The organism is Thalassospira profundimaris, assembly GCF_003326675.1.
In the GTDB taxonomy this organism is placed as follows: domain Bacteria; phylum Pseudomonadota; class Alphaproteobacteria; order Rhodospirillales; family Thalassospiraceae; genus Thalassospira; species Thalassospira aquimaris.
This window is the reverse complement of sequence record NZ_JPWF01000007.1, coordinates 80,778-106,918: the sequence shown is the minus strand read 5'-3', so window position 1 is coordinate 106,918 and position 26,141 is coordinate 80,778. Positions and strand designations below refer to the sequence as shown.

The 26,141-nt window shown below is 53.3% G+C and carries 24 protein-coding genes; 15 read left to right on the top strand and 9 right to left on the bottom strand.

Annotated elements, in window-relative coordinates; genetic code table 11:
* The 11 genes from TH19_RS11910 (at position 1) to TH19_RS11860 (ending at position 12,873) form a co-directional block, all read left to right on the top strand.
* Positions 1 to 1,203, top strand: a complete 1,203-nt coding sequence (locus TH19_RS11910) for a glycosyltransferase family protein (protein ID WP_114102579.1) — start codon at positions 1 to 3, stop codon at positions 1,201 to 1,203.
* Between the two features lie 21 nt (positions 1,204 to 1,224).
* Positions 1,225 to 2,511 carry a glycosyltransferase family 4 protein gene (locus TH19_RS11905; protein ID WP_114102578.1) on the top strand — a complete coding sequence of 429 codons (1,287 nt, stop codon included), beginning with the start codon at positions 1,225 to 1,227 and terminating at the stop codon, positions 2,509 to 2,511.
* 11 nt (positions 2,512 to 2,522) lie between these two features.
* Entirely contained in the window at positions 2,523 to 3,662 is a 1,140-nt protein-coding gene (locus TH19_RS11900; RefSeq protein WP_114102577.1) for a glycosyltransferase family 4 protein, read from the top strand.
* Positions 3,659 to 4,270 (top strand): histidine phosphatase family protein, encoded by a 612-nt coding sequence (locus TH19_RS11895; protein WP_114102576.1) that lies wholly within the window; start codon positions 3,659 to 3,661, stop codon positions 4,268 to 4,270. Before TH19_RS11900 ends, TH19_RS11895 begins: the two co-directional genes overlap by 4 nt.
* The gene (locus tag TH19_RS11890; protein WP_114102575.1) at positions 4,270 to 5,400 is read left to right on the top strand and encodes a glycosyltransferase family protein; all 1,131 of its coding nucleotides are present in this window, start codon (positions 4,270 to 4,272) and stop codon (positions 5,398 to 5,400) included. Before TH19_RS11895 ends, TH19_RS11890 begins: the two co-directional genes overlap by 1 nt.
* Positions 5,397 to 6,155, top strand: a complete 759-nt coding sequence (locus tag TH19_RS11885) for a polysaccharide deacetylase family protein (protein WP_114102574.1) — start codon at positions 5,397 to 5,399, stop codon at positions 6,153 to 6,155. Before TH19_RS11890 ends, TH19_RS11885 begins: the two co-directional genes overlap by 4 nt.
* A complete protein-coding gene (locus tag TH19_RS11880) occupies positions 6,146 to 6,778 on the top strand; it encodes a hypothetical protein (RefSeq protein WP_114102573.1) in 633 nt (210 codons plus the stop codon). The genes TH19_RS11885 and TH19_RS11880 overlap by 10 nt, the downstream gene beginning before the upstream one ends.
* Positions 6,775 to 8,703, top strand: a complete 1,929-nt coding sequence (locus TH19_RS11875; protein ID WP_114102572.1) for an ABC transporter ATP-binding protein — start codon at positions 6,775 to 6,777, stop codon at positions 8,701 to 8,703. The genes TH19_RS11880 and TH19_RS11875 overlap by 4 nt, the downstream gene beginning before the upstream one ends.
* Complete coding sequence (locus TH19_RS11870) at positions 8,700 to 10,631, top strand: ABC transporter substrate-binding protein (protein WP_114102571.1); 1,932 nt, start codon at positions 8,700 to 8,702, stop codon at positions 10,629 to 10,631. Before TH19_RS11875 ends, TH19_RS11870 begins: the two co-directional genes overlap by 4 nt.
* A 77-nt stretch (positions 10,632 to 10,708) precedes the next feature.
* Positions 10,709 to 11,707, top strand: a complete 999-nt coding sequence (locus TH19_RS11865) for an ABC transporter permease (RefSeq protein WP_114102570.1) — start codon at positions 10,709 to 10,711, stop codon at positions 11,705 to 11,707.
* Positions 11,704 to 12,873 carry an ABC transporter permease gene (locus TH19_RS11860; RefSeq protein WP_114102569.1) on the top strand — a complete coding sequence of 390 codons (1,170 nt, stop codon included), beginning with the start codon at positions 11,704 to 11,706 and terminating at the stop codon, positions 12,871 to 12,873. Before TH19_RS11865 ends, TH19_RS11860 begins: the two co-directional genes overlap by 4 nt.
* A gap of 71 nt (positions 12,874 to 12,944) precedes the next feature.
* Here the strand turns inward: TH19_RS11860 and TH19_RS11855 are convergent, their stop codons facing one another.
* The 4 genes from TH19_RS11855 to dusA all read right to left on the bottom strand — a co-directional run bounded on the left by TH19_RS11855 (position 12,945) and on the right by dusA (position 18,096).
* Positions 12,945 to 13,754: a class I SAM-dependent methyltransferase gene (locus TH19_RS11855; protein ID WP_258547933.1), complete on the bottom strand. Its 810-nt coding sequence runs from the start codon at positions 13,752 to 13,754 to the stop codon at positions 12,945 to 12,947.
* Positions 13,755 to 13,862: 108 nt separating this feature from the next.
* On the bottom strand, positions 13,863 to 15,059 hold the full coding sequence (locus TH19_RS11850) for an MFS transporter (protein WP_114102568.1): 1,197 nt from the start codon (positions 15,057 to 15,059) through the stop codon (positions 13,863 to 13,865).
* Positions 15,056 to 17,104, bottom strand: coding sequence for a bifunctional tRNA (5-methylaminomethyl-2-thiouridine)(34)-methyltransferase MnmC2/FAD-dependent 5-carboxymethylaminomethyl-2-thiouridine(34) oxidoreductase MnmC1 (gene mnmC, locus TH19_RS11845; protein WP_114102567.1), 2,049 nt, complete (start codon positions 17,102 to 17,104; stop codon positions 15,056 to 15,058). Before mnmC ends, TH19_RS11850 begins: the two co-directional genes overlap by 4 nt.
* Positions 17,101 to 18,096: a tRNA dihydrouridine(20/20a) synthase DusA gene (gene dusA / locus TH19_RS11840; RefSeq protein WP_114102566.1), complete on the bottom strand. Its 996-nt coding sequence runs from the start codon at positions 18,094 to 18,096 to the stop codon at positions 17,101 to 17,103. The genes mnmC and dusA overlap by 4 nt, the downstream gene beginning before the upstream one ends.
* 143 nt (positions 18,097 to 18,239) lie before the next feature.
* On the opposite strand from dusA, the gene TH19_RS11835 reads away from it, so the two are divergent.
* Positions 18,240 to 18,593, top strand: coding sequence for an ArsC/Spx/MgsR family protein (locus TH19_RS11835; protein WP_114102565.1), 354 nt, complete (start codon positions 18,240 to 18,242; stop codon positions 18,591 to 18,593).
* Positions 18,594 to 18,604: 11 nt separating this feature from the next.
* Complete coding sequence (locus tag TH19_RS11830) at positions 18,605 to 19,279, top strand: HAD family hydrolase (RefSeq protein ID WP_114102564.1); 675 nt, start codon at positions 18,605 to 18,607, stop codon at positions 19,277 to 19,279.
* Positions 19,280 to 19,346: 67 nt separating this feature from the next.
* Here TH19_RS11830 and ggt read toward each other — a convergent pair whose 3' ends face one another.
* Together ggt and TH19_RS11820 are read right to left on the bottom strand one after the other, a co-directional pair.
* On the bottom strand, positions 19,347 to 21,131 hold the full coding sequence (gene ggt / locus TH19_RS11825) for a gamma-glutamyltransferase (protein WP_258547932.1): 1,785 nt from the start codon (positions 21,129 to 21,131) through the stop codon (positions 19,347 to 19,349).
* 96 nt (positions 21,132 to 21,227) lie between these two features.
* Positions 21,228 to 22,064, bottom strand: a complete 837-nt coding sequence (locus TH19_RS11820; RefSeq protein WP_114102563.1) for an alpha/beta hydrolase — start codon at positions 22,062 to 22,064, stop codon at positions 21,228 to 21,230.
* A gap of 248 nt (positions 22,065 to 22,312) precedes the next feature.
* On the opposite strand from TH19_RS11820, the gene TH19_RS11815 reads away from it, so the two are divergent.
* Together TH19_RS11815 and TH19_RS11810 are read left to right on the top strand one after the other, a co-directional pair.
* Positions 22,313 to 22,993: a Crp/Fnr family transcriptional regulator gene (locus tag TH19_RS11815; RefSeq protein WP_114102562.1), complete on the top strand. Its 681-nt coding sequence runs from the start codon at positions 22,313 to 22,315 to the stop codon at positions 22,991 to 22,993.
* Positions 22,994 to 23,221: 228 nt separating this feature from the next.
* Positions 23,222 to 23,596, top strand: a complete 375-nt coding sequence (locus TH19_RS11810; protein WP_114102561.1) for a DUF423 domain-containing protein — start codon at positions 23,222 to 23,224, stop codon at positions 23,594 to 23,596.
* A 111-nt stretch (positions 23,597 to 23,707) separates the two neighbouring features.
* Here the strand turns inward: TH19_RS11810 and rpmG are convergent, their stop codons facing one another.
* The 3 genes from rpmG to TH19_RS11795 all read right to left on the bottom strand — a co-directional run bounded on the left by rpmG (position 23,708) and on the right by TH19_RS11795 (position 26,074).
* The gene (gene rpmG, locus TH19_RS11805; RefSeq protein WP_008890790.1) at positions 23,708 to 23,875 is read right to left on the bottom strand and encodes a 50S ribosomal protein L33; all 168 of its coding nucleotides are present in this window, start codon (positions 23,873 to 23,875) and stop codon (positions 23,708 to 23,710) included.
* A 94-nt stretch (positions 23,876 to 23,969) separates the two neighbouring features.
* Entirely contained in the window at positions 23,970 to 25,562 is a 1,593-nt protein-coding gene (locus TH19_RS11800) for a S41 family peptidase (protein WP_258547931.1), read from the bottom strand.
* A gap of 107 nt (positions 25,563 to 25,669) precedes the next feature.
* Positions 25,670 to 26,074, bottom strand: a complete 405-nt coding sequence (locus tag TH19_RS11795) for a DUF983 domain-containing protein (RefSeq protein WP_114102560.1) — start codon at positions 26,072 to 26,074, stop codon at positions 25,670 to 25,672.
* Positions 26,075 to 26,141 lie beyond the last annotated feature (67 nt).

Sequence of the window (26,141 nt, the reverse complement as noted above, 5' to 3'; positions counted from 1 at the left end):
ATGTCGATCGTGGGGAACTCTGGTTATCGGGTTCTAATTTATAGTCATGATACGTTTGGGCTCGGCCATCTGCGCCGTTGCCGTACGATTGCGCATGCGCTCGTTTCACGTCGTGATGATGTTTCTGTTCTGATTTTGTCGGGATCGCCAATTATTGGCAGCTTTGAATTCCGGTCACGAGTCGACTTCGTGCGTATTCCCGGCGTTATCAAGCTGTCGAATGGCGAATATACGTCGCTTAATCTCAATATTGATGTCGACCAGATTTTGGCGATGCGTGAATCGATCATTCAGCACACTGCCGATGTCTTTAACCCCGACATCTTTATCGTGGATAAAGAACCGCTTGGCCTGCGTGGCGAAGTGGAATCCACGCTTAAGATGTTGCGCCATCGCCGTACCCGTCTTGTGATGGGCTTGCGCGATGTGATGGATGATCCGGTCAATCTGCGCGAAGAATGGGACCGCAAACAGTGCGTGCCTGCTCTTGCAGATCTGTACGACGAAATCTGGGTCTATGGATTGCAGGAAATTTGCAATCCGCTTGAAGGGATTGATCTGCCGCCCGGCGTTGAAAACAAAATGGCCTATACCGGCTATTTGCCGCGGACAGCAACACGTCGCCCGACGCCGGAACATGGTGCGCTTGGTCTTGAAGAACCCTATTACCTTGTCACCACCGGCGGCGGTGGGGATGGTGTCAATCTGGTAGATTGGGTGATCAGTGCCTATGAAACCGATCCAACCATTGCCGTACCGTCGCTTGTGGTTCTTGGCCCGTTTATGGCGCCGACAGAACAAAAGGCCTTCATGGATCGCGCCGAGAAAATCGACAAGCTGTCGGTGATCACCTTTGACGCCAATGTCGAAATGCTGATGGATAAATCGGCCGGTGTGATTGCCATGGGCGGATATAATACGTTCTGTGAAATCCTGTCCTTTGACAAGCCGGCGGTGATTGTGCCGCGCACGGTGCCGCGCCTTGAACAATATGTTCGGGCTTCGGCGGCCGAAAAGCTTGGGCTGGTCAAAATGCTGACCGAAGAAGGCGGGCGCGATCCGCGTGAAATGGCCGATGCCCTGCATGGCCTGATCAATCAACCAAAACCGTCACATGTGACAGTTCCCAACCTTATGGGCGGACTTGAACGTGTGGGGGATCTTGTTGATCGCTGGCTTCCGCCGCAAATGGCTGCTGAATAACTATCACCGGGAACAGAATTGATGACACGCGACAGTCTTGCAATCGTGGTGAAGGGATATCCGCGATTGTCGGAAACCTTTATTGCGCAGGAAATTCTGGGAATTCAGCAGGCCGGTATTCCATACCGCATTGTTTCGTTGCGTCATCCGACCGATAAGAAGCGCCATCCGATCAATGACCGGATTACTGGTGATGTCGATTATCTTCCTGAATATGTTTATCAGGAACCGATGCGGGTTTTGCGGGCTTGGCTTAAGGCGCGCAAGCTTCCGGGATATCGCCGCGCAGTTAATATCTGGTGGCAGGATTATCATCGCGACCGCACGTCAAACCGTGCAAGACGCTTTGCCCAAGCATTGGTGATGGCGGCAGAACTGCCCGATGATATCACCCGGATTTATGCCCATTTCCTGCATACACCGGCATCTGTTGCGCGTTATTGCGCGATCATGCGCGGATTGCCTTGGGCCTGTTCGGCACATGCCAAGGATATCTACACCAGCGAAGATTGGGACATGCGCGAAAAGCTGCGTGATATGGATTGGCTGGTCACCTGCACCAAGGCCAATGTCGAATATCTGCGCCAACTCGCCGAGACCCCCGACAAGGTTAATCTGCTTTATCACGGGCTGGATTTTTCCCGCTTTCCCGAAGACCTTCCGCAACGCGAAATGTGCGACGGGCGTGACGGAACAAAGCCTGTGACGATCCTTTCGGTTGGTCGCCTGGTTGGCAAAAAGGGCTATGACGATTTGCTGCGCGCACTGGCAAAGCTTCCTGCTGATCTGCATTGGCGGTTTGTTCATATCGGCGGCAGCAATGATGGCAAATACAAACAATTGGCCTCAGAACTCGGTATTGCGGACAAATGCGACTGGCGTGGTCCGCGTGATCAGAAAGAAGTGATTGCTGCCTGCCAGACATCGGATTTGTTTGTTCTGGCCAGCCGCATCGAACAGGACGGGGACCGCGATGGTCTGCCGAATGTTTTGATGGAAGCCCAGCTTTGCGGGCTTGCCGCGGTATCAACATCGATTTCGGCAATCCCGGAACTGCTGGTGGACGGGGTCAATGGCAAACTGGTTCCGGAACGCAATCCTGATGAATTGGCCAAGGCGCTGGAACTTGTCATTTCCGATCCGGCATTGCGTGTCGAAATGGGTCGAAAGGGTAATGAAATCGTCCGTCGTGATTTTTCATTCTATCGCGGGATGAAGGAACTTGCCCACCGTTTTGGCGTCGAAGATCAACCCGATCAAGTCCGCGGTCGCCAGGATGGCATAATCACGCAACCCGCCGCGCAGTAGGAGCCACGCGATTGCAGGTCGCCTTTTACGCACCGCTTAAACCTGTTGATCATCCGGTGCCATCCGGTGACAGGCTAATTGCGCAGTTATTGTGTGATGCGTTGCGGTTGGCGGAAATGAATGTCGATATTGCATCACGTTTCAGAAGCCGGGTTGCCGATGGCAACGGCATGCGACAGGCACGGCTTGCCGAACTGGGTACCAAACTGGCCGGGCGTCTGATACGGCAATTTCAAGACGGGTCACGTCCGCGTCCGGATATCTGGTTTACCTATCACCTGTATTACAAGGCACCGGACTGGATTGGTCCGATTGTCGCCCATACGCTTGATATCCCATATGTCGTGGCCGAGGCATCCTTTGCCCCAAAACGGGCAGGTGGCCCTTGGCATCAAAGCCATATGGCGGTTGAAACAGCACTGCGTCACTGTGACGGGGTGTTTTCGCTGAACCGGTCGGATATGGAATGTCTTCGTGATATCTGTCCTAATGAAGTCCTGCATTTCATTCCGCCCTTTACACGAATTGATCAATGGAGTGCGCCGGCACGTCCGCAACCGGATGCAAATGCAATAAAGCTGGTGACAACCGCCATGATGCGCGACGGGGATAAGTTTGCGTCATTCAAGGCACTGGCAGATGCATTGGGCCAGCTGATCAAAAAGGGTATCACCAACTGGCATCTGACGATTATCGGGGATGGCCCGGCCCGCAACAGGGTCGAAACCCTGTTTGACGATCAGGGTATTGCAGCCAATCAGGTTTCGTTTGCAGGCCTGTGTGTGCCAACCGAAACGCGCGAAATTCTCGCGAAGTCGGATTTGTTTGTCTGGCCAGCCATCAACGAGGCATTCGGTATGGCGATGCTTGAAGCACAGGCGTCCGGACTGCCGGTTCTTGCCGGTGATGCCGGTGGGGTTTCCGGGATTGTATCAAACGGCTTGACGGGGTGGCTGGTTCCGGAAAGTGATGCTGTTGCCTTTGCTGATCGGCTTGAAAGTTGCCTGACAACGGATGTTTCAGCCCTTCGATCATTTGGGCAGGCCGGGGCATCCAAGGCATCACAGCATCATACATTGTCTGCTGCCGCAAACATTCTGGGTACGTCCCTTCGCAAAATTGCCGCCAGTTACGGAAAGGACGGATCATGAAGACCGTCCGTTTTGCGTTGCTGCGTCATGGGGTGACGGACTGGAATGCCGAGAAACGTATTCAGGGGCATTCCGATATTTCGCTACGACCCGAAAGCATTGCGTTTTACCAGAACCGTCGTTTGCCAAAGGATTGGCGGGATGTTGTTTGGTATTGCACGCCGTTGGTGCGCACCCGGGAAACGGCCGATGCCCTTTCCGTTTCGCCGATAACGCCAAATCCGGCGCTGATCGAAATGAATTGGGGCACATGGGAAGGCAGGCGGCTTCCTGAGTTGCGCGACGAGCTTGGGGACGCCATGCGGGTTAACGAAGATCGCGGATGGGATTTCCGCCCCGAAGGCGGCGAAAGCCCGCGTGATGTTCTTGCAAGGGTAGAAGGGTTCTTGCGACAATCGACTGAACCGCAATTTGGCGCGATTACCCACAAAGGCGTCATTCGTGCGGTATATGCCGCAGCAAGGCCCTGGAACATGATGGGCAAGATTCCCGACAAACTCGATTGGGAATGCCTTCATGTGTTTGAGTGGTCAGAACAGGACGGTTTGAAGGTGTCTGAGCTTAATGTGCCGCTGGTGTCTGTTGTTTCTGGGACGGAGTGCAACTGATGTCAGATGTCTTTGTCTATGTTCAACATCTTTTGGGAATAGGCCATGTCCGGCGTATGGCTTTGATCAATCAGGCCATTCGCGAGCAGGGGTTGTCGGTAACCGTGGCAAGTGGTGGTGTGCCCGACGACGGGCTGGATTTTGCCGCCGATACGGTTATTCAGCTTTCACCGTGTAAAACAGCAGACAGCAATTTCTCAAACCTTGTTGATCCCGATGGCAATTCGCTCGGCGATGACTGGAAGGAAAAACGCAAGGAAGAATTGCTTGCCGCCTTTAATGTCTCATCACCACGGCTTGTTCTGATCGAAATGTTCCCGTTCGGGCGACGGGCATTTCGGTTTGAGCTGATCCCGCTATTTGAAGCGGCAAAAGCAGCTGGCATTCCAATTATCTGTTCAGTGCGTGATCTTTTGGTGCGCAAGAACGATCCGGCGAAAACGCAATGGATGGCCGACATTGCACGTAAATATCTTGATGCTGTTCTTGTTCATGGTGACCCGCAGCTTTTCGGGTTTGATCGCAGTTTTGCCTGCGCCGAACAGATTTCTGATCTGATTACGCATACCGGATATGTTGCGCCTGTTATTGGTAAGATGCCTGATCAAACCCGGTCCGGTGTTCTGGTATCGGCAGGCGGTGGGGCGGTTGGTGCAGAGCTGATCGAACTGGCAATTGCCGCGCGGGCCTGTTCGGAAAAGTATGGTCAGGATGATTGGCATATTGTCACCGGGCCGCATTTCCCGACATCACGCTTTGACGCGATTGCCACTTCATTGCCATCGGGGATCATCCTGCACCGGTTTTTACCCGATTTCCGTGATCGAATGGCGGGGGCGGCGGTATCGGTGTCACAGGCGGGTTATAATACCCTGATGGACGTGCTTTCGACCCGGACACCGGCGGTTATGGTGCCCTTTGCCGAGGGGGGCGAAAGCGAACAAACAGAGCGCGCAGAAATTCTTTCAAAAGAAGGGGTTATTTCCCTGCTTGATCTTGATGGCCTGTCTGCGCAATCATTAGCAAAACAAATAGATTGCGTCCGTCCACCCGCAGATATTCCAATCGCGCTGGACGGGGCACAAAGAACTGCGTCAATTATCGCAGGAATGATTAAGGGACAGGTATGAGCAGTTGGGATCATTTGCGCAGCGAACTTGATCTGTGGCAGGCCGAAGGCCGGGTTGCCACGGCATGGTGGCGCGATGACGATGCTGTGACTGTTACCCCGGAACTTGAGGAAATCCTTGCCTTTGAGCAAGATTATGGCGTGCCGCTTGCACTTGCTGTTATCCCGCGTGATCTGCAAGATGACCTGGTTGAACGGTTGGTTGAAACCGTCGATACCCGGGTTTTGCAACATGGCTGGTCGCATCAAAACCATATGCCCGAAGGTCGGAAAAATCAGGAACTGGATGACGTGCGTGATATCGGCGCTGTCATTACCGACTTGCGACAGGGCTTTGCAGTTCTAGAGTCGCGGTTCGGAAGCCGTTTCTTGCCGGTCATTGTGCCGCCATGGAACCGGATTGCCGATGATGTTGCCGCTTCTTTGCAGTCACTTGGATTTAACGGGTTAAGTACCTTTAATCCGCGGGCATCAGAAGAACCCTATAAGGGGCTTCTTCAGGTCAACACCCATGTCGATGTGATTGACTGGCGTGGAACACGCGGGTTCGTTGGCGAAGATGCCGCATTGGGTGTGATGACGGCCCATCTTGCCGCACGTCGTACCGGGCAGGTGGATGGAAAGGAGCCGACAGGCATCCTGACCCATCATCTGGTTCATGACGCGGCGACAACCAAGTTTCTGGACAATCTGTTTTCGATGGAACATTCAGCATTAAGCTGGCTTAGAATTCCTGGAGTATTTCCATGGCACTAAGGCCCAAAGATCATCTTGAACCGGAACATAACGCCGGTGCGGGGACGCCTGTTGATCCGGTCAAACCGTCCGGGGTTGGTGACAGCGACGTTCAGATGATGTCTTACCCACCCAAATTGATGGCCCCCGATCTGGCGAAATCGATTGTCGGTTTGCTGATCTGCGGGGTGATTGCACTGATCCCCGATATGCTGGCAATCATTCAGTGGACGACGGCCGGTTTGGCTTTGTTGTTCGTATTTTACTTTGCCAGAACACTTATTCGGTTCCAGTCAAAGCTGTTTGTGTCCGAATATGGCATCCGTCTTTCGTCAATACGCGGGGGGACGGCTTTTGCCTGGTCTGAGCTTTCCAAGTTCCGGTTGCGCTATTTCAGTACGAAGCGTGACGGGAACAAGGGATGGTTTGAACTGACCTTGCAGGCAGGCGAAGCCAAAATTGTCGCAGAATCAACACTGGACGGATTTGACGATCTGCTTGAAATTTCACGGGATTGGGCGAAAGATAACCAAATTCTGGTAGACGACGTCACAAGAACAAACCTGATGCGTATGGATGAAGCTGAGACACTTGTTCAAGCAGCTGCCGCCGAACGCTCAAATGGTGGTGCGAAACGAACATGACTGACATTCTGCGTATCAAGGATCTGAAAGTTGAATTTGTCTTGCCGCATATGCGGGTCAAGGCGGTCGAAAATGTAAGCTTTCGCATCGGTGCGCAGGAAACCGTCGCCTTGGTCGGGGAATCCGGATCCGGCAAAAGCACCATTTCCCAAGCCATTATGGGATTGCTGCCAAAGTCGGCCCAAATCACCAAGGGATCGATCATTTTTGCCGATCCCAAAACACCGGGCACGCGCGTTGATCTTGCGATGCTTGATCGGTCCGGGACCGAAATGCGGGCCATTCGCGGTGGCCGGATTTCGATGATTTTCCAGGAACCGATGAGTTCCCTGTCACCGCTTCATACCATCGGTGATCAGATTTGCGAGGCGGTGCGCCTTCATCGTAAAGTTGGCCGGGCAGAGGCCAACGAGCTTGCAATTGAAATGCTGACGCTGATAGGTTTTCCGCAACCCAAAAGGTCGCTTAAAACCTATCCGTTCGAGCTTTCCGGTGGCCTGCGTCAACGCGCCATGATTGCCATGGCGATGGTCTGCCGTCCGGCATTGCTTGTTGCCGATGAACCGACCACTGCGCTCGATGTTACGATTCAGGCGCAAATTCTGCGCCTGATCAAGGAAGTACAAAGCGAACTGCAAATGTCGGTTCTGCTGATTACCCATGATCTGGGTGTCGTGGCCAATATGGCAGACCGCATGGTCGTGGTGTATGACGGGCGTGTTGTTGAGTCCGGCAGGACAGATGATGTTTTCATCAATCCCGGTCATGCATATACGCAATCACTTCTGGCTGCTGTTCCGCATTTCAATATGGGCCCGGATGAACGGTTGCGTCCGCTGCGCGAAATCAAACCCAAAACCGGAAGCCTTCTTGCCGAGGAACGCCCAGCCGATCCGGTGCGCGATAGTCAGGAAATCCCGCCATCACTTGCACTGCATCCGGCAATGGCAAGTGAACCGGTTTTGGCGGTCCGTCATCTCAGCAAAAGTTTTACCACCCGCAAAGGGAACTGGCTTAAATCCGAAGAAAGCCTGATCCCGGCGGTTGACGATGTGTCGCTTACGGTTAATCGTGGGGAATGTGTCGGGCTGGTTGGCGAAAGCGGGTGTGGCAAGACAACACTTTCCAAACTGATTATGCGGGCGATGGAGCCCGATGACGGATCGATCCTGTTTCGTGGTGAAAGCGGTCAGATGACCGAATTGACCGGGCTTGATGAAGATCAGCTCAATCCGTATCGCAAACGCATACAATTTGTGTTTCAGGACCCGTTCGGTTCCCTTAATCCGCGGATGACGGTTCAGGATATCATCGCCGAACCCATGATTATTCATGGGGTCGGGGATACGGCGTATCGCAAGAAAATGGTGCTGGAGCTGATGGATCTTGTCGGGCTTGATCCACGTTTTCTAAGCCGTTACCCACACAGTTTTTCGGGCGGACAGCGCCAGCGTATCGGGATTGCGCGTGCGCTTAGTCTTAAGCCGGATCTGTTGATCTTTGACGAGCCGACATCTGCACTTGATGTGTCAGTTCAGGCGCAAATATTGAATTTGTTAAAGGATTTACAGCGCGATCTTAATCTGACGTATCTGTTTATTTCCCACAATCTTGCCGTTGTGGATTACATAGCAGACCGGATTGCGGTGATGTGTGCGGGGCGCATTGTTGAGTCCGCCCCACGTGAACAGCTGTTCAAAAATCCGGTGCATCCCTACACGCAGGCTTTGCTCAATGCTGTGCCGTTTGCCGATCTGGACCATTTGCTGGACTTCGACAAGATTGTCGATGGCAAGGCGTCTGATCCGTCTCGTTGGCCGGCACCCTTTACGATTAACGCCACCAGCGCACCCAAAATGATGCAATTTGCAGAAGACCATTTTGTGCGTGCCGAACGTGCCGATTTCACGGAGATCGCGATATGACTACGCTTTATGCCAGTTCAACCGTTTCCGCGCGCCGCATGTTCGGTGGCCTGGCCTTGGGGATCGGCCTTGTCGCCGGGGCAATGATGCCCGGTTCCGCACAGGCCGAAATCCCGTATTTCGAGGATGCAATTGCCAAGGGCACTTTGCCCCCGATGCTGCAACGCCTTCCGGAACATCCAAAGGTCATTGATTTCGGTGCCGAAGGCAAATCTATCGGCAAGTATGGCGGCGAATTCGTAACCATCATGGGCCGGTCCAAAGATATCCGTATGGCGGTTGTTTACGGTTATGCGCGGTTGATCGGCTATGATCAGGATTTGAATTTGCAGCCCGATATCCTCGAGGCGCTTGATGTGAATGAAGAAGGCAATGTCTTCACATTGCATCTGCGCAAGGGCCACAAATGGTCAGATGGCGCACCATTCACCGCCGAGGATTTCCGCTATTACTGGGAAGACGTCGCCAATAATGATGAACTGTTCCCGGTTGGCCCGCCGCGTTTTCTGTTTGTTGGCGACGAGCCGGCAACGTTTGAAATTCTTGATGAATATACCGTGCGCTATAGCTGGTCGCAGCCAAACCCGTTCTTCCTGACCGAGCTTGCGGCGACCCTGCCGCCATTCATTTATCGCCCGTCGCATTATCTCAAACAGTTTCACGCAAAATACCGTGATCCGGACGAGCTCGAAGCGATGGTGCATGAACGTGGGCTTCGCAGCTGGGCGGTTTTGCATACCGACATGGACCGCCCCTACAAGCTGTCCAACATCAACCGTCCGTCGCTTGATCCTTGGCTGATCACTACAGAAGAGCCGTCTGATCGCTTCGTATTTGTCCGCAACCCGTATTATCATCGCGTTGATCCGGAAGGGAACCAGCTTCCCTATATCGACAGGATGATCTTCAATATTTCGAACTCGAAACTCGTCCCGGCAAAGGTCGGAGCGGGCGAGGTTGATCTGCAAAGCCGTATTCTGTCGCTTAAGGACTACACGTTCCTGAAACAGTCCGAGGCCAAACAGAATTATCAGGTGCGTTTGTGGGATGTCGGGGCCGGGGCATATGCTGCCCTTTATCCGAACCTGACATGCAGTGATCCGGTCTGGCGTTCGGTTCTGCGTGATGTGCGGTTCCGGCGCGCCTTGTCGCTTGCGATTAACCGGACTGAAATCAACCGGGTTCTCTTCTTTGGTCTGGCGCAGCCGACCAATAATACGGTTCTGCCCAAAAGCCCGCTTTTCAAGCCGGAATATCGTGAAAATTACATCAAGTTTGATGTGAAGGCAGCCAATGCTCTGCTTGATGAAATGGGGCTCGAGCAACGCAATGGGGATGGCATTCGATTGCTTCCTGATGGTCGGCCAATGGAAATCATTGTCGAAACCACGGGCGAAAACCCCGAACATGATGACATGCTTGAACTGATTGGTGACAGCTGGCGTCAGGTCGGCGTCAAAATGTTCGTCAAGGGCCTGCAACGCGAAGTGTTGCGCAATCGTGCCTATAGTGGCGAAACCATCATGTCGATCTTTAACGGCGTTGATAATGGTCTTGCCACACCAAACTCGGTACCGTCGGAATATGTGCCGGCCCAACAGGACAGCTTGCAATGGCCGAAATGGGGTCAGTATTACCAGACCGACGGCGAGGCCGGTGAGGCACCCGATATGCCCGCTGCCAAAGAATTGATGGACCAGTACCACAAATGGCAGACCAGCAATGAAAAAGGCCGCAAAGAAGCCTGGCAGGCGATCCTTGATATCAATTCGGAAAACATGTTCTCGATCGGGTTGATCGGGAATGTGCCGCAACCGGTTGTCGTCGATAAAGACATGCGCAACGTGCCTGAAAAAGGCATTCACAGCTGGGAGCCGGGCGCATTCTTTGGCATTTATCGTCCGGATACGTTCTGGTGGGACCGATAATCTATTGAAGTGAAAACAAGACGTTTTGTGATCCTCGAGGGATAGGAAGCAAAACGACAGGGGGAGCGATTTCGCCGATGCTGACCTATTTGGCAAGACGGCTTTTTGTAATGGTGCCGACACTGATTTTGATCAGTGTGCTGGTCTTTGTGATCATTCAGCTCCCGCCGGGAGACTTTCTGAGCACCTATCTCAATGAGCTGCAATCGCAGGGCGAGGCCGTTGACCCAGCCAAGATCGAGTTCCTGAAACAGCAATATGGTCTGGATCAGCCAATCTATATCCAATATGCCGAATGGGCATGGGGGCTATTGCACGGTGATCTTGGTTTCTCCTTTGAATATAATTTGCCGGTTTCCGATGTCGTTGGCGACCGTCTGTGGCTGTCGATGGTGCTGAATTTCAGCACCGTGATTTTCATTTATATCGTCAGTTTCCCGATCGGGATTTATTCGGCGACCCGGCAATATAGCTGGGGCGATTATGGTTTCACGCTTTTGGGATTTCTCGGGCTGGCGATGCCCAACTTCCTGTTTGCGCTGATTTTGCTGTATTACGCCAATGTCATTTTTGGCACGTCGATTGGTGGCCTGATGGACCCGGAATTCATCAATCAGGGCTGGTCATTTGCCAAGATGATGTCGGTTGCGGAACATCTTTGGGCTCCGGTCGTCGTGATTGGGACGTCTGGTACGGCATCCATGATCCGGCGTCTTCGGGCCAATTTGCTTGATGAACTGAGCAAGCAATATGTTGTCACTGCCCACGCCAAGGGGCTTTCCCCGACCAAGGTTCTGTTCAAATATCCGCTGCGCATGGCGTTGAATCCGTTTATTGCCGATATCGGTAATATCCTGCCACAGGTGGTTTCGGGCTCGGTCCTGGTGTCGGTCGTGATGTCCTTGCCGACCACGGGGCCGATGTTGCTGACCGCGCTGCAAAGTCAGGACATGTATCTGGCGGGTTCATTCCTGATGTTCCTGGCGTTGTTGACTGTTGTTGGCATGTTCATTTCCGATGTCTTGCTTGCCTGGCTTGATCCCCGCATTCGCTTGCAGGGAGGTATTTCGAAATGAGTACCGATGATACCAAGCGCAACGAGCATTTTGTCGACAAGACACCGTTTGATCCCTGGGATCGCGAAGCGCTGACACCGGAACAGGAAAAATACTATCTGGCGTCACAGTGGCAACTGATGTGGTGGCGATTGAAACGCCACCGTCTTGCATATTTCTCGCTGATCATTCTGGCGATCATGTATGCGTCGGTCTTTATTGTGGAATTCATTGCGCCCTATGCGCAGGAAACCCGCAATTCCGAATTCATTCATCATCCGCCACAGGGCATTCATCTTTTCGATGATGGTAAATTTGTCGGACCGTTTACCTATGGCACCGATTTCTCGGTTGATATGGAAACGCTTAAGCCGATCTATGTCGTTAATCCGGAACGGATTGAACCGGTGCGCTTCCTGTGTTCCGGGGATGAATATGAATTCTGGGGCATGGTCGAGTTGGATTTCCATTTCGTCTGTCCGTCTGAAAACGGGACCTTGTTCCTGTTTGGCACCGACCGGCTTGGCCGCGACATGTTTTCACGCATGATTTATGGCGCACGCGTGTCGCTTACAATCGGGCTTGTCGGTATATCGGTCAGTTTCCTGTTGGGCATCCTGATTGGTGGGGCTGCGGGCTATTACGGCGGATGGGTTGATGCAACGGCACAGCGGACCATCGAAGTGATCCGTTCCTTGCCGGAAATCCCGCTTTGGATGGCTCTATCCGCAGCCTTGCCGGTAACCTGGAGCCCGATCCTGATCTATTTCGGGATCACGATCATTCTGGGGCTGATTGACTGGACGGGGCTTGCCCGTGCCGTGCGATCAAAGCTGTTGGCGCTTCGCGAAGAAGATTACGCGCTTGCCGCCCGTTTGATGGGGGCGAAACCGAAACGGATTATTGCCCGCCATCTGTTACCGAACTTTGCAAGTCACCTGATTGCGTCTGTCACCCTGTCGATCCCCAATATGATCCTGGGTGAAACAGCACTCAGCTTCTTGGGGCTTGGGCTTAGAGCACCTGTAACCAGTTGGGGTGTGCTTTTGAATGATGCCCAGAACATCAACGCGGTTGCGGTTTATCCGTGGCTGATGATGCCAGTGATCCCGGTCGTGATTGTTGTGTTGGCGTTCAACTTCCTTGGCGACGGCCTGCGTGATGCCGCAGACCCGTACAAGAACTGATCTTGATCATCAGAATAAATGAAAAAGGGCAGCCCGTTGGCTGCCCTTTGTTTTGCTATCGGTAACGCGATTTAGCGTTTGCGCAGCCAAAGGCTCGTTTCGTGCGCGCCTTTGGGCAAGTGGATGTCCTTGGCAATAGAACGATCAACATCATTGCCAAGCCGCGTGGTCGCGTAGGCACTTGACCACAAAATTTCAAATCCGTTTCCTGCCAAAAGCGACGCAACGCCTTGTTGCTCGTTATATCCGCGCCACTGCCAGATTTCCGGATAGTCGTCGGGCAGGGTGATGTCATGGATGTGGATGATCGTGCCGCTGGGGAGGATCGGGATCACGGTGGAAAACAGCAAATCCACGTCCGTTCCGGGCATCAGGATGTGGCTTGAATCAATCGACAGAATGTCGGACGCCGCCAGTGTCGCAAAGATCGCAGGATCGGCTTTTTGCACGATTGTGCGTTCAATCGTGATCGGTAATTTGGCGATATCTGCACGCGGGGCCGGGTCAATGGCATGAAACTGTGTTTCAAGGCCGCCATCCTTGATCGCCCGGTGATAGAACCGGGTGGAATGACCTGACCCGATTTCAATAATCCGGTTTGGCTTGATTTCGCGCGTAAAGGTGTATGCCATCATCCCGTCAAGGCGCGGGAACCAGCTTTGTTGCCAGCGCGGTTCGGGCGGCGTGGCATTGTCAAAACCGGCAAAGGCATCCCGATAACGGTCAGCCTTGGTAAGCCATTCGACCATTGTTGGCGCGGCCTGATCCATCATGGCTTCGATTGCAGGGTATGAAGGGCGTCCGACGGCCTTTTGCGTTTCACTGGCATAGCGGTAAGGGATGAAATAACCCGCAGGATCACTACCAAAAAGTGTCTTCAAACCGAGTTTCCAACGGCGCATTCTGCGGGAGAACGGCATGGAGGTCATTTGGGCAATCCCTTTGGTCAAACGAGGCAAGAATGAAATGAGAATAGAAGTTGTTGGTGGCTAGTCACAAAATGTCTGGTCTTCACCACGCCAGCTTCGCATAAGCCAGAACGCAAACAGAAGCGCAATGCTCGAAAGTCCGGCCATGAAGTAATAGGCGTGCGAACCGAAATAGCCGTAAAGCGGGCCGGATGCCCAGATGCTGCTGCCAAGGAACACACCCATCGATAACGTCGCCATCAGGCTTTGAGCCGAAGTGGCAAGCTGTTGCGGGATGGCACGCGCAATGAAGCTTACAGCGGCAAGATGGGTGATCCCGAATGTCATGGCATGAAGCGGCTGAACAAGGAAGATCATCCAGACATCGTCGCTTGATCCCAATACCGTCCAGCGCAGGATGCCCGCCGTTGCGCCAAGCGCAAAAAGAATGCCCGGATGACGCCCGCGCACGAAACGACCGGCAATCGCAAACAGAACAATCTCGGCGACCACACCGGTCGACCAGAAGATGCCGATCATCTCATGGGAATAGCCAACGGTTTCCCAGTGGACAGAGGCAAAGCTGTAATAGGTGCCGTGCGATCCTTGGGCAAAGCCGATACAGCCGAGATAGATCAGAAATACCGGCTTGCGCAGCAAATAAATCAGCGATGAACCGGAACGCAATGGACGGTCGGTTTGCGGATCGGGCATGAGGGTGGTGATCGCAAAATTGACAATCCCGGCAATGAACAACATCCAGACGATCCATTCCACCGACGTTCCGTCAAGAACCCAGCCCGCGCCATAAGATGCAAGGATGAAGGCAAGAGATCCCCACAGTCGCACACGGCCGTAATCAAGCTGACGCGCCTTGCATTCGTGAACCGTGATCGTCGTGCCAAGCGGCAGAAGCGGCGAGAATGTAAATCCGATAACCACCGAAAGGGCGGCAAGCCACCAGAAGTTGCTTGATACCGGAAAAGCCAGGATCGACAGCGCGTAAATCCCGGCCAGCCACAACATGGGCGTCTTGCGGTTGCCGGTGCGATCCGCACGCTGGGCAATCAAAGGATCGGCAAAGACGCGTACCCAGTTGGGCAGGGACAATAGAATGCCGATCTCGCCCGCGGACAGTCCTTGTGCCTTTAACCAGACCGGCCAATAGGGCAGAAACACTCCCTGAACCAGAAACAGGCCGGAGAAAAACAACGCAAGAACGGTTGCCGTTTTGAAGCGGTCCGGATCTTTATCCTGTGTGGCGGCGGTCTTGATCATGCCGAGATATGCCGACGTTTAAGCCCGCGAATGATAAAGCGTGCCGGGTGCAGGGCATGCATCAGGGCTTTTTCCAAAGGCAGGGGCATGGCGCAAATCTCGCTGGCAAGGATTTCGGCGGCAAGCGGGGCACCGATCAAACCACGCGCCCCAAATCCGGTACAGATATACACGTCTTTGTGGTAGGGCGCATTGATATATCGCGCGCCTTTTTTGCCTTTGTCGATATCGTGATAGGCCGCAAGATAACGATCAAAATCCGGGGCAGGGCCGATCAGGGGTAAATGATCCGCCGTTGTGGTGCGAAGGGCCGCCCGTCCATCCAGTTTGTCCGCAGAAATATGTTCCGATATCGCTGGAAGTATTTTGGTTAACTGGTTGATATTATAGGTATGGTCATCAGTTCTGATGTCTGTCTGATCATCATCGCGGCCAAATGTCGCGCCGATTACATGGATGCCGTTTCGTTCCGGCGTAAGGTAGCCCTTATAGCTCAGAACACAGCGGATGTTAGCGCTATCATAGGCGTTCGAAATCACCTCTTGTGGGCAATAGCTGATCTGACCGCGCACCGGGTTTAACTGATCTGAAAGCCATGCGGTTTGGGCAAGCTGACTTGTTTCAAGCGCACCGGCAATGACGACGCAATCAAACGGACCAAATTCACGCCCATCGGATGCGCGCAGGATTTTCCCATCCGGCCCATCAAGGATGTCGGTAATATGTGTTGCAAGCTGGCAATCAATATCACGGGTCAGGGCATGGACCAGTGACGGCGGATGCACCCATCCCGCGGATGGATAGAAAACTCCGTCCATTGGCACGGAGAGGCCAAAAATCTCGCCTGCCTCATCACTATTCATTGCACGGACAAGGTCCGGCTTGTCATGCAAACGCGCAAGCAACCCATCAAGGCGTTCACGTTTGCGCGGACTGGTCGCAAGTTCAAGCACACCGCAGAAATCGGCTTCGACGTCGCCCCGATCCGCCAGCCGCTTCACCATCCGGTGACTGTATCGGTAACCGGCTTCGTAAAATCGTCCGGTGATCGCATGATCAACCGTCAAATAGGGTTCTAGCATCCCGATCGGGTTGCCCGATGCCATGGATGCAAGCTGATCACGTTTTTCAAATAATGTGACCGCGCAATCACGTTTGCGAAGGGCATCAGCACAGGCTGCACCAGCCATGCCGCCACCAATGACGGCAACGGATTTGTGCGCTTGGGAAGTCGGCAGGTTAAACCATGGATCTTCGGCAATTTCATAAAGACGGCTATCCGCACCATCCTTGTCGGGATGCGCGGGAAGGGCCGCGGTGATCATGTCGCGCTTATAGGCAAAGCCCTTGCGCTTGCTGACCACAAACCCGGCACTTTCCAGACCGTCCCGCGCAATGCGTGCCGCTGTAAAGGTAGCAAGTGTTGCGCCCGCCGGGTTGGATGCATTTGCCAAGGCTGCAAACAGCGACGGGTGCCACATATCGGGGTTGCGCGACGGTGCGAAACCATCCAGGAACCAGCAGTCGATATTGCCGGAATAGGCCGACCAGCAATCAATTGCGTCCCCGATCAACAGTGTAAGGCTGATCTTACCATCGCCAAGGATAAAGCGATGAACACCTGGAAGCATGGTTTCATGCGGCCAAACATCGCCAAGCTGTGTGGAAAATTCGGCAAGTTCCGGCCAGCTTTGATGAGCGCGGATCATGTCATCGCGTGAAAGCGGGTATTTCTCCACCGAGACGAAATGAAGATGTCTTGAACGGTTCGCGTCCTGTGCCCAGCATTGCCAGGCGGCAAGGAAGTTCAGGCCGGTGCCAAATCCGGTCTCGCCAATCGTAAAGCTGTCTTTCGCTTGCCAGGCGGCCGGAAGGTTGTTGCCTTCGAGAAACACATAGCGCGTTTCGGCAAGGCCATCTTTGGGATTGTAATAAACATCGCCAAAATGCGGGGAAAACGGAACATTACCATCGCGCCAGGTAATGAACCCGGCCTCAACGGTTTCCTGATCGGGTGTGCCTATCCCGTCTTCCTTGGCCGTCATGCAGACAGGGCCTCGTCATCACGTTCGGGCACCAGTGCCAGGGCTTCACGGACCACATCGGTTCCGGCCCCTTTGCGATGGGCATTCTCGCTGAGATAACGGCGCCATTGTTTCGCACCGCGCATTTGCTGGAACAGACCAAGCATATGGCGGGTCACATGACCGATCGTTGCGTTTTCTTCGGTCAGATGTTGCTCGATATAGGGCAACATGGCCTCGACCACCTGATGGCGGGTCAGGGGTGTTGTATCATCACCATAAAAACGTCGATCCACATCGGCCAGAACATACGGGTTCTGATAGGCCTCGCGCCCGATCATCACGCCATCAACCTGTTTCAGATGTTCTTCGGTTTCATCAAGTGTCTTGATGCCGCCATTGATCAGGATTTCAAGTTCCGGGAATTCTTGCTTCAGCTGATAAACCAGATCGTATTTAAGCGGCGGAACTTCACGGTTTTCTTTGGGCGACAGGCCCTTAAGCCATGCCTTGCGGGCATGTACGATGAATGTTTTGCATCCGGCATTGGCAACAGTTTCGGTAAAGCGTTTCAGGGAAGGATAATCTTCCTGATCATCAATGCCGATCCGGTTTTTGACCGTAACCGGGGCATCACTTGCCGCGATCATTGATTTAACGCAGTCGGCCACCACATCGGGCGTTCCCATCAAACAGGCCCCGAATGCACCGTTTTGCACCCGGTCAGACGGGCAACCGCAATTCAGATTGATTTCGTCATAGGCATATTGATTGGCAATTTCGCATGCACGTGCCAGATCGTCCGGATCGCTGCCGCCAAGCTGAAGCGCAATCGGATGTTCCGCATCGTGATAGCGCAAATGCCGATCCACGCCGCCATGAATGATCGCGCCGGTGGTGACCATTTCGGTATAGAGCAACGTATGACGACTGATCAGCCGTAAAAAATAGCGATCATGTCGATCCGTCCAATCCATCATCGGGGCGACGGAAATACGTCGATTAACAGTCATGTGCCTACCGTTCGTCATCAAAGCGGGTGAAGGGGGTTGCCGTTGATAATGTGTGGTCTTTATAAATGCTAGCGGATTTAGGGTCAAAACCGATTGCGTGATGCATGGCTGCATCCCGGCAATAAAAATTTACAGGATTAGATATGGTCACGATCTATGGCATCAAGAACTGCGACACTGTGCGCAAGTCCCTTAAATGGTTCGACGCAAAGGGCGTTGACAATAAACTTCATGATTTTCGTGCGGACGGGATTGATGCCAAAACCATCGAAGGATGGCTTGAAGAAGTCGGTGGTGCCGTTCTGATCAATAAACGCGGGCCGAGCTATCGCAATTTGTCCGATGCCGACAAGGCAACGCTGGAGCAGGGCGGTGCCGCCGCGGCATCCATCCTTGCCGCCAATCCGACCGTGATCAAACGTCCGGTCGTGGATTTCGGGGCGACCAGAACAGTTGCCTATGATGAAAAACGCTGGACCGAACTGGCTGGTCTGTAAGGATATCGAACATGACGAAACCGGTTGTTCGGGGCGTGATCTTTGATTGCGATGGTGTTCTGGTGGATACCGAAACACTTGCATGTCGCGTTCTGACTGAGCAGCTATGTGAATATGGCTGCGACATGACGATGAAGAAAACCCATGATCTTTTCATTGGGGGCACACTTGCGATGGTGTCGCCCAAGATGAAGGAACTGTTTGACGTCACACTGCCTGATAACTGGCTTTCGGAATGTTATGCGCGAACCTTTGAGGCGTTTCGCAATGATCTGGAACCATTCCCTGATCTGGCTCCCATTCTGGATTTGCTCGATCACCACGGTATCCCGATGGCGATTGGCAGCAACGGACCGCATGACAAGATGGAAGTCTCGTTGGGGAAAGTCGGCATCAAGGACCGCTTTGGGGACCGGATCTGTTCGGCCCATGACGTTGAAAATGCCAAGCCGCACCCGGATGTCTATCTGCTTGCGGCACAAAAGATGGGTGTACCGATCACGGAATGTATCGTTGTCGATGACAGCCAGAATGGTGTCAGGGCAGGGGTGGCATCCGGCGCAACGACGGTTGGTCTGGTCGATATCACACCAGCAGACTATTTGCGCGAAGCGGGCGCACATTTCGTCGCCAAGGATCACCGCGATCTTCATGATCTGCTGGATGGCTGGCTTTCGGAACGTTAAGTACCACTAAGCAATTAAAAGGGCAGGTCACATTCGCGTTGTGACCTGCCTTTTTTGTTGCGTGAGCTTATTCGCCGATCACGATGCCTTCGCGGCGCGGGTCTGCACCGCCGATCAGACCGTTTTCGGTAATCATGATGGCGTGAATGCCGGAATTAAGGTCCTGCACGCTGGTTTTGAATCCCATCGCTTCGAGTTCCGGTTTCAATGCCTCTGCCTTCGTACCAGCTTCGATATCGAACGTTCCAAACCGGTTGACCAGATGGGGCATGTTGATCGCGTCCTGTGGCGGCATTTTCCAGTCAATCATTGCAATAACCGACTGTGCGACATAGCCAATAATCCGTGATCCCCCGGGCGATCCGACGGCGACAAAAGGTTTGTTATCCTTCATGACGATGGTTGGTGCCATTGATGAACGCGGTCGTTTGCCCGGTTCAAGACGATTGGCAATCGGAACCCCATCCTTGTGTGTGCGGAACGAGAAATCCGTCAATTCGTTATTGAGCATGAAACCATTGACCATCAAACGCGACCCGAACCCGTTTTCGACAGTGGTGGTCATGGAAACGACGTTGCCATAACTATCGACAATCGAAAAATGACTGGTGCTGGGAAGTTCGATCGCTTCGTCATCTACCAGTCGCATCGCATGGCTAAACGACGGAAGACCTGCATCAACACTCCCAAGGGCAGTATTGCCTTTCAAAAGCTCGGCACGTTCCGCCAGATACGCTTTATCCAGCAATCCTGTAAGCGGCATCGGGACAAAATCGATATCGGCCATGTAACGTCCGCGGTCTGCAAAGGCCAGACGCGATGCATCGCCGATCAAGCGCCAGCTTTCAGCCGCATCCGGGCCAAGAGTGGCAATGTCAAAGGGCTCGATCAATCCAAGGATTTGTCCAACGGTAAGTGCCCCGGATGACGGCGGCCCCATACCGCATATTTCGTATCCACGATAGCCGCTACAGACAGGTTTGCGTTCCTTGACCTGATAACTGGCAAAATCGCGCAAGGACAGAACACCGGGATTCCAGGAAGCCCCTTGAACCTTTTCGACGATGTCCTTTGCAATGGTTCCGAAATAGAAACCCTGCGTTCCATTCTGCGCCATATCGCGCAGGGTGGTCGCATAGTCAGGATTGCGAAGAAGCGAACCCTCTGTTCGCGGTTTGCCCGCCGCATCAAAGAAATAGCTTCGCGCAACAGGATCACGCGAAAGTTTTTCCTGATCACTGGCGATCAGGGACGCAAGGCGTTCGGATATTTCAAACCCGTTTTCTGCGCGTGTGATGGCAGGTGTTAGCAATGCGGGCCATTCCAGTTGCCCCCATTTTTCATGCGCGGTCTTTAACAGGGCAGGCGTACCTGGTGTCCCGACAGATCGTCCACCAACAACAGCATCATAGAATTTCAACGGCTCGCCGTTTTCATCCTGGAACAGAGTGGGATTAGCCGCCATTGGCGCGGTTTCGCGACCGTCCATGGTTGTCAGGGACCCGGTTGTCGCATCGAAGTAAACAAGGAACGCACCGCCACCAAGGCCTGATGATTGCGGCTCTACCAGTCCAAGCATGGTTTGGATCGTAACCATGGCATCAATGGCATTGCCACCCTGACGCAAAATATCCGCACCGGCCTTTACGGCCAGCGGATTGGCCGCCGAAATCATCCAGTTTCGGGCATGAACGGACGCATTTGACTGACTGTTGCTGGTCCCGGTTTCCGGGGCAATGGCATCGGTCGCCTGTTGGGCGCTGGCGGGGAGTGCCGCAAGCGCAAGTAAACCCGACACTGCAAATGCCGAAACGATGGAAACCGATATTGAATGTTTTATCATGTGGGGCATGGTCTCAACCCTGGTTTGTGGCAAGGCTGATCATGCTCCCAGAAAAATTGCGCGAAGGGAAGTGGTCGTTATGCTGCTGCGCAGAACCGGATCGTGTCAGGCAGCGGATTTGTTGCCTTTTGTGCGCTGTTGGCTGACCAGTTTGACCTGAAGCCATTCCAGCATGGTATCGGCGACCATTTCCCAGTTTTTATCAAGCATCATCGCATGATGAATGTCGTCAACCAGGGCGTAATCCGCATGATACCGCTTTGCCGTGTGATGGATTAGTTCGCTTTGGATGATTTCGTCATCACGCGCACCGATCACCAGCATGGCGGGCACCTGATCGGCCGACAGGAAGATCGGGTTGGCACCCATCATATCCATCAATGCCCGCTGACTTTCGGTTTCAAGGCGCCCGAAATAGATCATGCCTTCATCTTCGGCGATGTCAGGGGACAGCATCGCACGTCCCAGTCGATCGCGCAGGAACGTATGCGGGCCGATCGCTTGAAGCCAGGCCATCTGGAAATAAAGATCGGGCTGTGCCATTGCCATGATGGCATTACTGGCAAGCAATCCTTCGGGCGGGACGGAGGCCATCAGAATTGCGGCCTCGGCTGTGTGGCGTTCAAGATATTTCTGGATGATATAGCCGCCCATCGAATGGCCAATCAGGACTGGTGTTTGGCCAAGGGTGTCAACGACCTCTTCAAGGTCTTCGACATAATCATCAATCGATGCAAGATTGCGGAGCTGGCGGCCGCCGCTGCCGCCATGCCCGCGCAACGAGAAGGAGACAGTTTCAAACCCCTTGTCGGCAAACCATGTCAGAAAATGTTCATTCCAGCACCAAGCACCGGTAAAGGCACCATGGACGAAAACAATAGGGTGCTTGCTTTTGGCTTTGCCTGACGGACTGCGGCGGAAAATTTCCAGTTCTGGACTCATGCGATGTCTCCTACGGGAAACAGGACCAAATATGTTGATGAAGTCTTGGTGGAAAAATCTGATCGTATGTTCGCACATGCAGCATAACATTGTCCATCACGATGTCGGCTGATCTGATACGATTGCAATAGATTGTAACGAACAATTTGTTTGCTTATGATTACAAGCGGGACAGTGAGTACAAAAGAGGGGCAGCGCAAATGTTGCCGGTTCGATAAAAATAACAGCGCAACAAAAAGCACGGTTAAATGACCAGATTATCAGTTGTCGGCATCTTTGCTGACCTTGACGAAGACGCTCTTGGGGACGTTGAACGTCATATCAATCGCAAGACATTTGCGGCTGGTGCGCAAATAATTGAACCAGAATCTGACAGTTCGGATGTTTATCTGATCCTGTCGGGACGGGTTCGTATTGTGAATTATTCTCTTTCCGGTCGGGAAATCACGCTTGAGGAATTTAGTGCAGGCGGTTGTGTCGGGCAGCTGTCGGCCATTGACGGTGAACCACGGTCTGCTGGCGTTGTTGCCGTAGAAGACACCGACGTCGGTATTTTGAGCCCGGCGAACTTTGAGAAGGTCGTTAAAAGCCATCCCTCGGTTGCCTGGAACGTTATTGGCGAGCTGGCAAGGATTGTTCGTGCCTCGACGCGCCGTATTGTCGATGTCAGTACACTTGGTGCGAACGAGCGTGTGATTGCAGAAATTTTGCGTCGTGCGCTTGAGGTCTGCGATGACGAGGGAGCAGCCACATTGTCGCCTGTGCCAGTCCATTCCGAGGTCGCAAGCCGCGTAAGTACCTCGCGCGAGACGGTTGCGCGTGTCATGGGGATTCTGAGCCGCAATGACCTCGTGATCAAGGTGGATAGTGGTTTGTATGTTCCAGATGTTCACCGACTTGAAGAATTTCTAGGTAAGGCAATCCAGTAACATCTTAAAATTTCTTCGTAATTGTGATGGCTGTCACAGAACCAGACGGGCACGCGGGGCATACTCGCCTTGTGACGGGCACTTCGATGGCCTGGCACATCTCCCCCAAGAGAGTTTACTGGCCGTACTTTTTAGTGCGGCCATTTTTTTTGCGTTATCGCATGGCCGAATTCGGATCGACTGAGTAATCTGTGCGAATTGAACGAGATAACGCAAAGGAAAGAAGACATGCGTTTGTCAGTGGTTATGGCTGGCCTGAATGGTGCGATGGGAGTTGCCATTGGTGCATTCGCAGCCCACGGCATGGCCGGAAGTGAAATGGACTATGCTAGAAGTCTGGTAGAGAAGGGCGCGCATTATCAGCTTGTTCATGCCGTGGCGCTGGCTGCTATTGCCGGGTTGGTTCATCATGTTCCGGACGAGAAGTTCTTGCGGATTGCCGCATATGCCATGCTTGTTGGCATCCTGTTCTTCTGCGGATCACTTTATGCCATCGCCTTTAGTGGAATAGCCGGATTTGGCGCCGTGGCTCCGATTGGCGGCTTTGCGTTTATTGGCGGGTGGTTGTTGCTGGCAGCAGCAGGCTATCGTCGTTTCGGATAACCAGCGGGATCTGTGTGGTTGCCCGATCCGGGGCAGGGAACAAAAAAAGACGTGACCCGAAGGTCACGTCTTTTTTTAAGTCTTCCGATAATCGGATTCCGAAGAACCAGATTACTTCATTTTCGCTTCTTTGAACACGACGTGCTTACGCACGACCGGGTCGTACTTGCGAAACTGGAATTTCTCGGTGGTATTCCGCGGGTTCTTCTTAACAACATAGAAGTAACCGGTGTCTGCGGTGCTTACCAACTTTACGAGGATCGAAGCGGGCTTCGCCATGTCTCTGCATCCTGTTTTCAGGTGTATCTCAGGCGGCGGAACATAAAGGTTATCGCCAGAGTGTCAAGCCATTTTGGTAAAAAATAATGCATTTTTAGTGCGCATCAAAAGTATCGGCGATTTCCTGTTGTCCCACAAAGGCGAGATTCTTGTAATCAGGGCTGTTTTTCAGCAATTCCAATGCTACTTCGACGTCAAATGCGTCGCTGTTGCTATGCGCCGGACAGACATCTCGCAGTTCCCGACGGCTTTTCTCATCGAGGTAGTCAAGATTGCGCCACTTGGCCATCGTTGAAGCTGTTTGTTCGCGCTTGGAAAGGGCGTTGGAAACCTTGTGAGCCGCACTGTCATCGTCATTGGACTGCGTGCAAATCGCAGGAAACAGGCCGATTCTGTCAAATGTATAACCAGACGGGGCGGTCATGCGCGACCAGGTAAAAGTCAATGTACCGTGATTGGGCAAATCATTGATGGCCTGGACCGATCCCTTGCCAAAACTGGTTGAACCAACCAGAACCGCACGATTGCGGTCCTGCAGGGCCGCTGCCACCAGTTCGGCCGAGGATGCTGTGCGTCCATCAATCAAAATGATCAGCGGTGCACCATCGGTCATATCCCCGGTCTCGGCACGGAAAACATGCCGCGCCGCTGTTACCCGTGAAAATGTATTGCCGATGGAACCGTTCGGTAAAAACAGATCGGCAACCGCCACACCCTGTTGAAGCAAGCCACCCCGGTTGCCGCGCAAATCAAGGATCACACCGCGAAGGCCGCCTTTGTAAAGCTGCGCTTTCAGGATGTTATCACTAAGCGTACTGGCCGTGGCGCTGTTGAAGCTGGTCAGTTTGGCAATCAGGATATTGTCACGAATTTCAGCGAACACTGTCCGGTCAATCACACGTTCACGCATGATTTCCATCGGAATGATAACATCGCTATCGGCGGCGTTGACCTCGATGCGGACACTGCTGCCTTCTTCGCCGTGAAGAAGTTCGGCGGTATGGGTGCTGTTCTTACCATACATATTAGCACCATTGACCGAAATTACCTGATCACCGGGATGCAGGCCTGCCTTGGCTGCGGGACTATCGGGATGGACCAGTTTGACCACAGGATAGCCATCACCGCCGATCAGACGGACGCCAATGCCGATATAGCCATCACGACGGTTGCGTGCGGTTTCGGCTTGTGCTGGGCCTTCGTAGCGGCTGTAACGATCAAGGTTGCGAATTGCGCCACTGACCAGTGCTGCCTGCACATCAAGGGTCTTGCTGGCGCGCAGCACCGGGGAATAAGCCCGGTAGGTTCCAAGGCCCTGTAAGGTTATGTCCGACCAAAGCTGACCATTTTCGGGGCCGGATTGCTCATAGCTGGTTGGGGGCAGGGCGATTGTCTGAATTGTACGCCCGTCATATTGCAAGACCAGACTATCCGGCGTGATGCCCACCCGGATATTTTCATCAAGTTCCGAAAGCCCATCAAGGGTATTGACCAGAATCTGGTCACGGCTGATCGGATCAATATAGCGCGTGGCAACAAGTTCAATCGTCTGGGAGACAAGATCGCGTGTCTGCGGGTCATCTGGTGCGGTAATGACCGAGACCTGTGACGTGCTGCATGCTGCCTGCAAAAGGCATAGACCAAGCATTGCCCCGATACGGCGCCACCGGCGGGCGCTGTGTTTCAAGGGAGGGTAACCAATCCGGTACGGGTCAAAAGAGACCAATCGCAACATCCGATAATTCTGAAAGCCTGGGTCCTATTCTAAGGGGAAATGCATGCGATAGCCAATGACTATCCTTTGATGCGCATTGCCCACTGAGTGCCAAGGACTGCACCCTTGATAAAGGGCAGGAAGCCGAGGCAAAGCAACACCGTGGTTGGCAGCCAGATTGACATCTGCATCAACAGGGACGGCTTGATCGACTGTTCCATCATCAAAACGCCCGGCACCACGATATGTCCGACGATGAAGATCGTGAAATAGGGGGGCGCGTCATCGCAACGATATTCACCGATCGGGTGGTGGCAGACATCGCATTCGGAACGCAATTTAAGATAACCGCCAAAAGCAAACCCGTGCCCGCAATTGGGGCATTTGCGACGAAAACCGCGACGCAAGCCAAGCATAAGGCGTTTTCCGCTGTCGGTCGGCCCGGAAAGGGTGTCGTCACTGTGAGGATCATGGGGTTTTGTCATGGGGCGCTTAACTCCTGTTTCTTTTTTGCCTGCACTTGATCCGCGCGGCAAAAAGGGGCATTGAAAC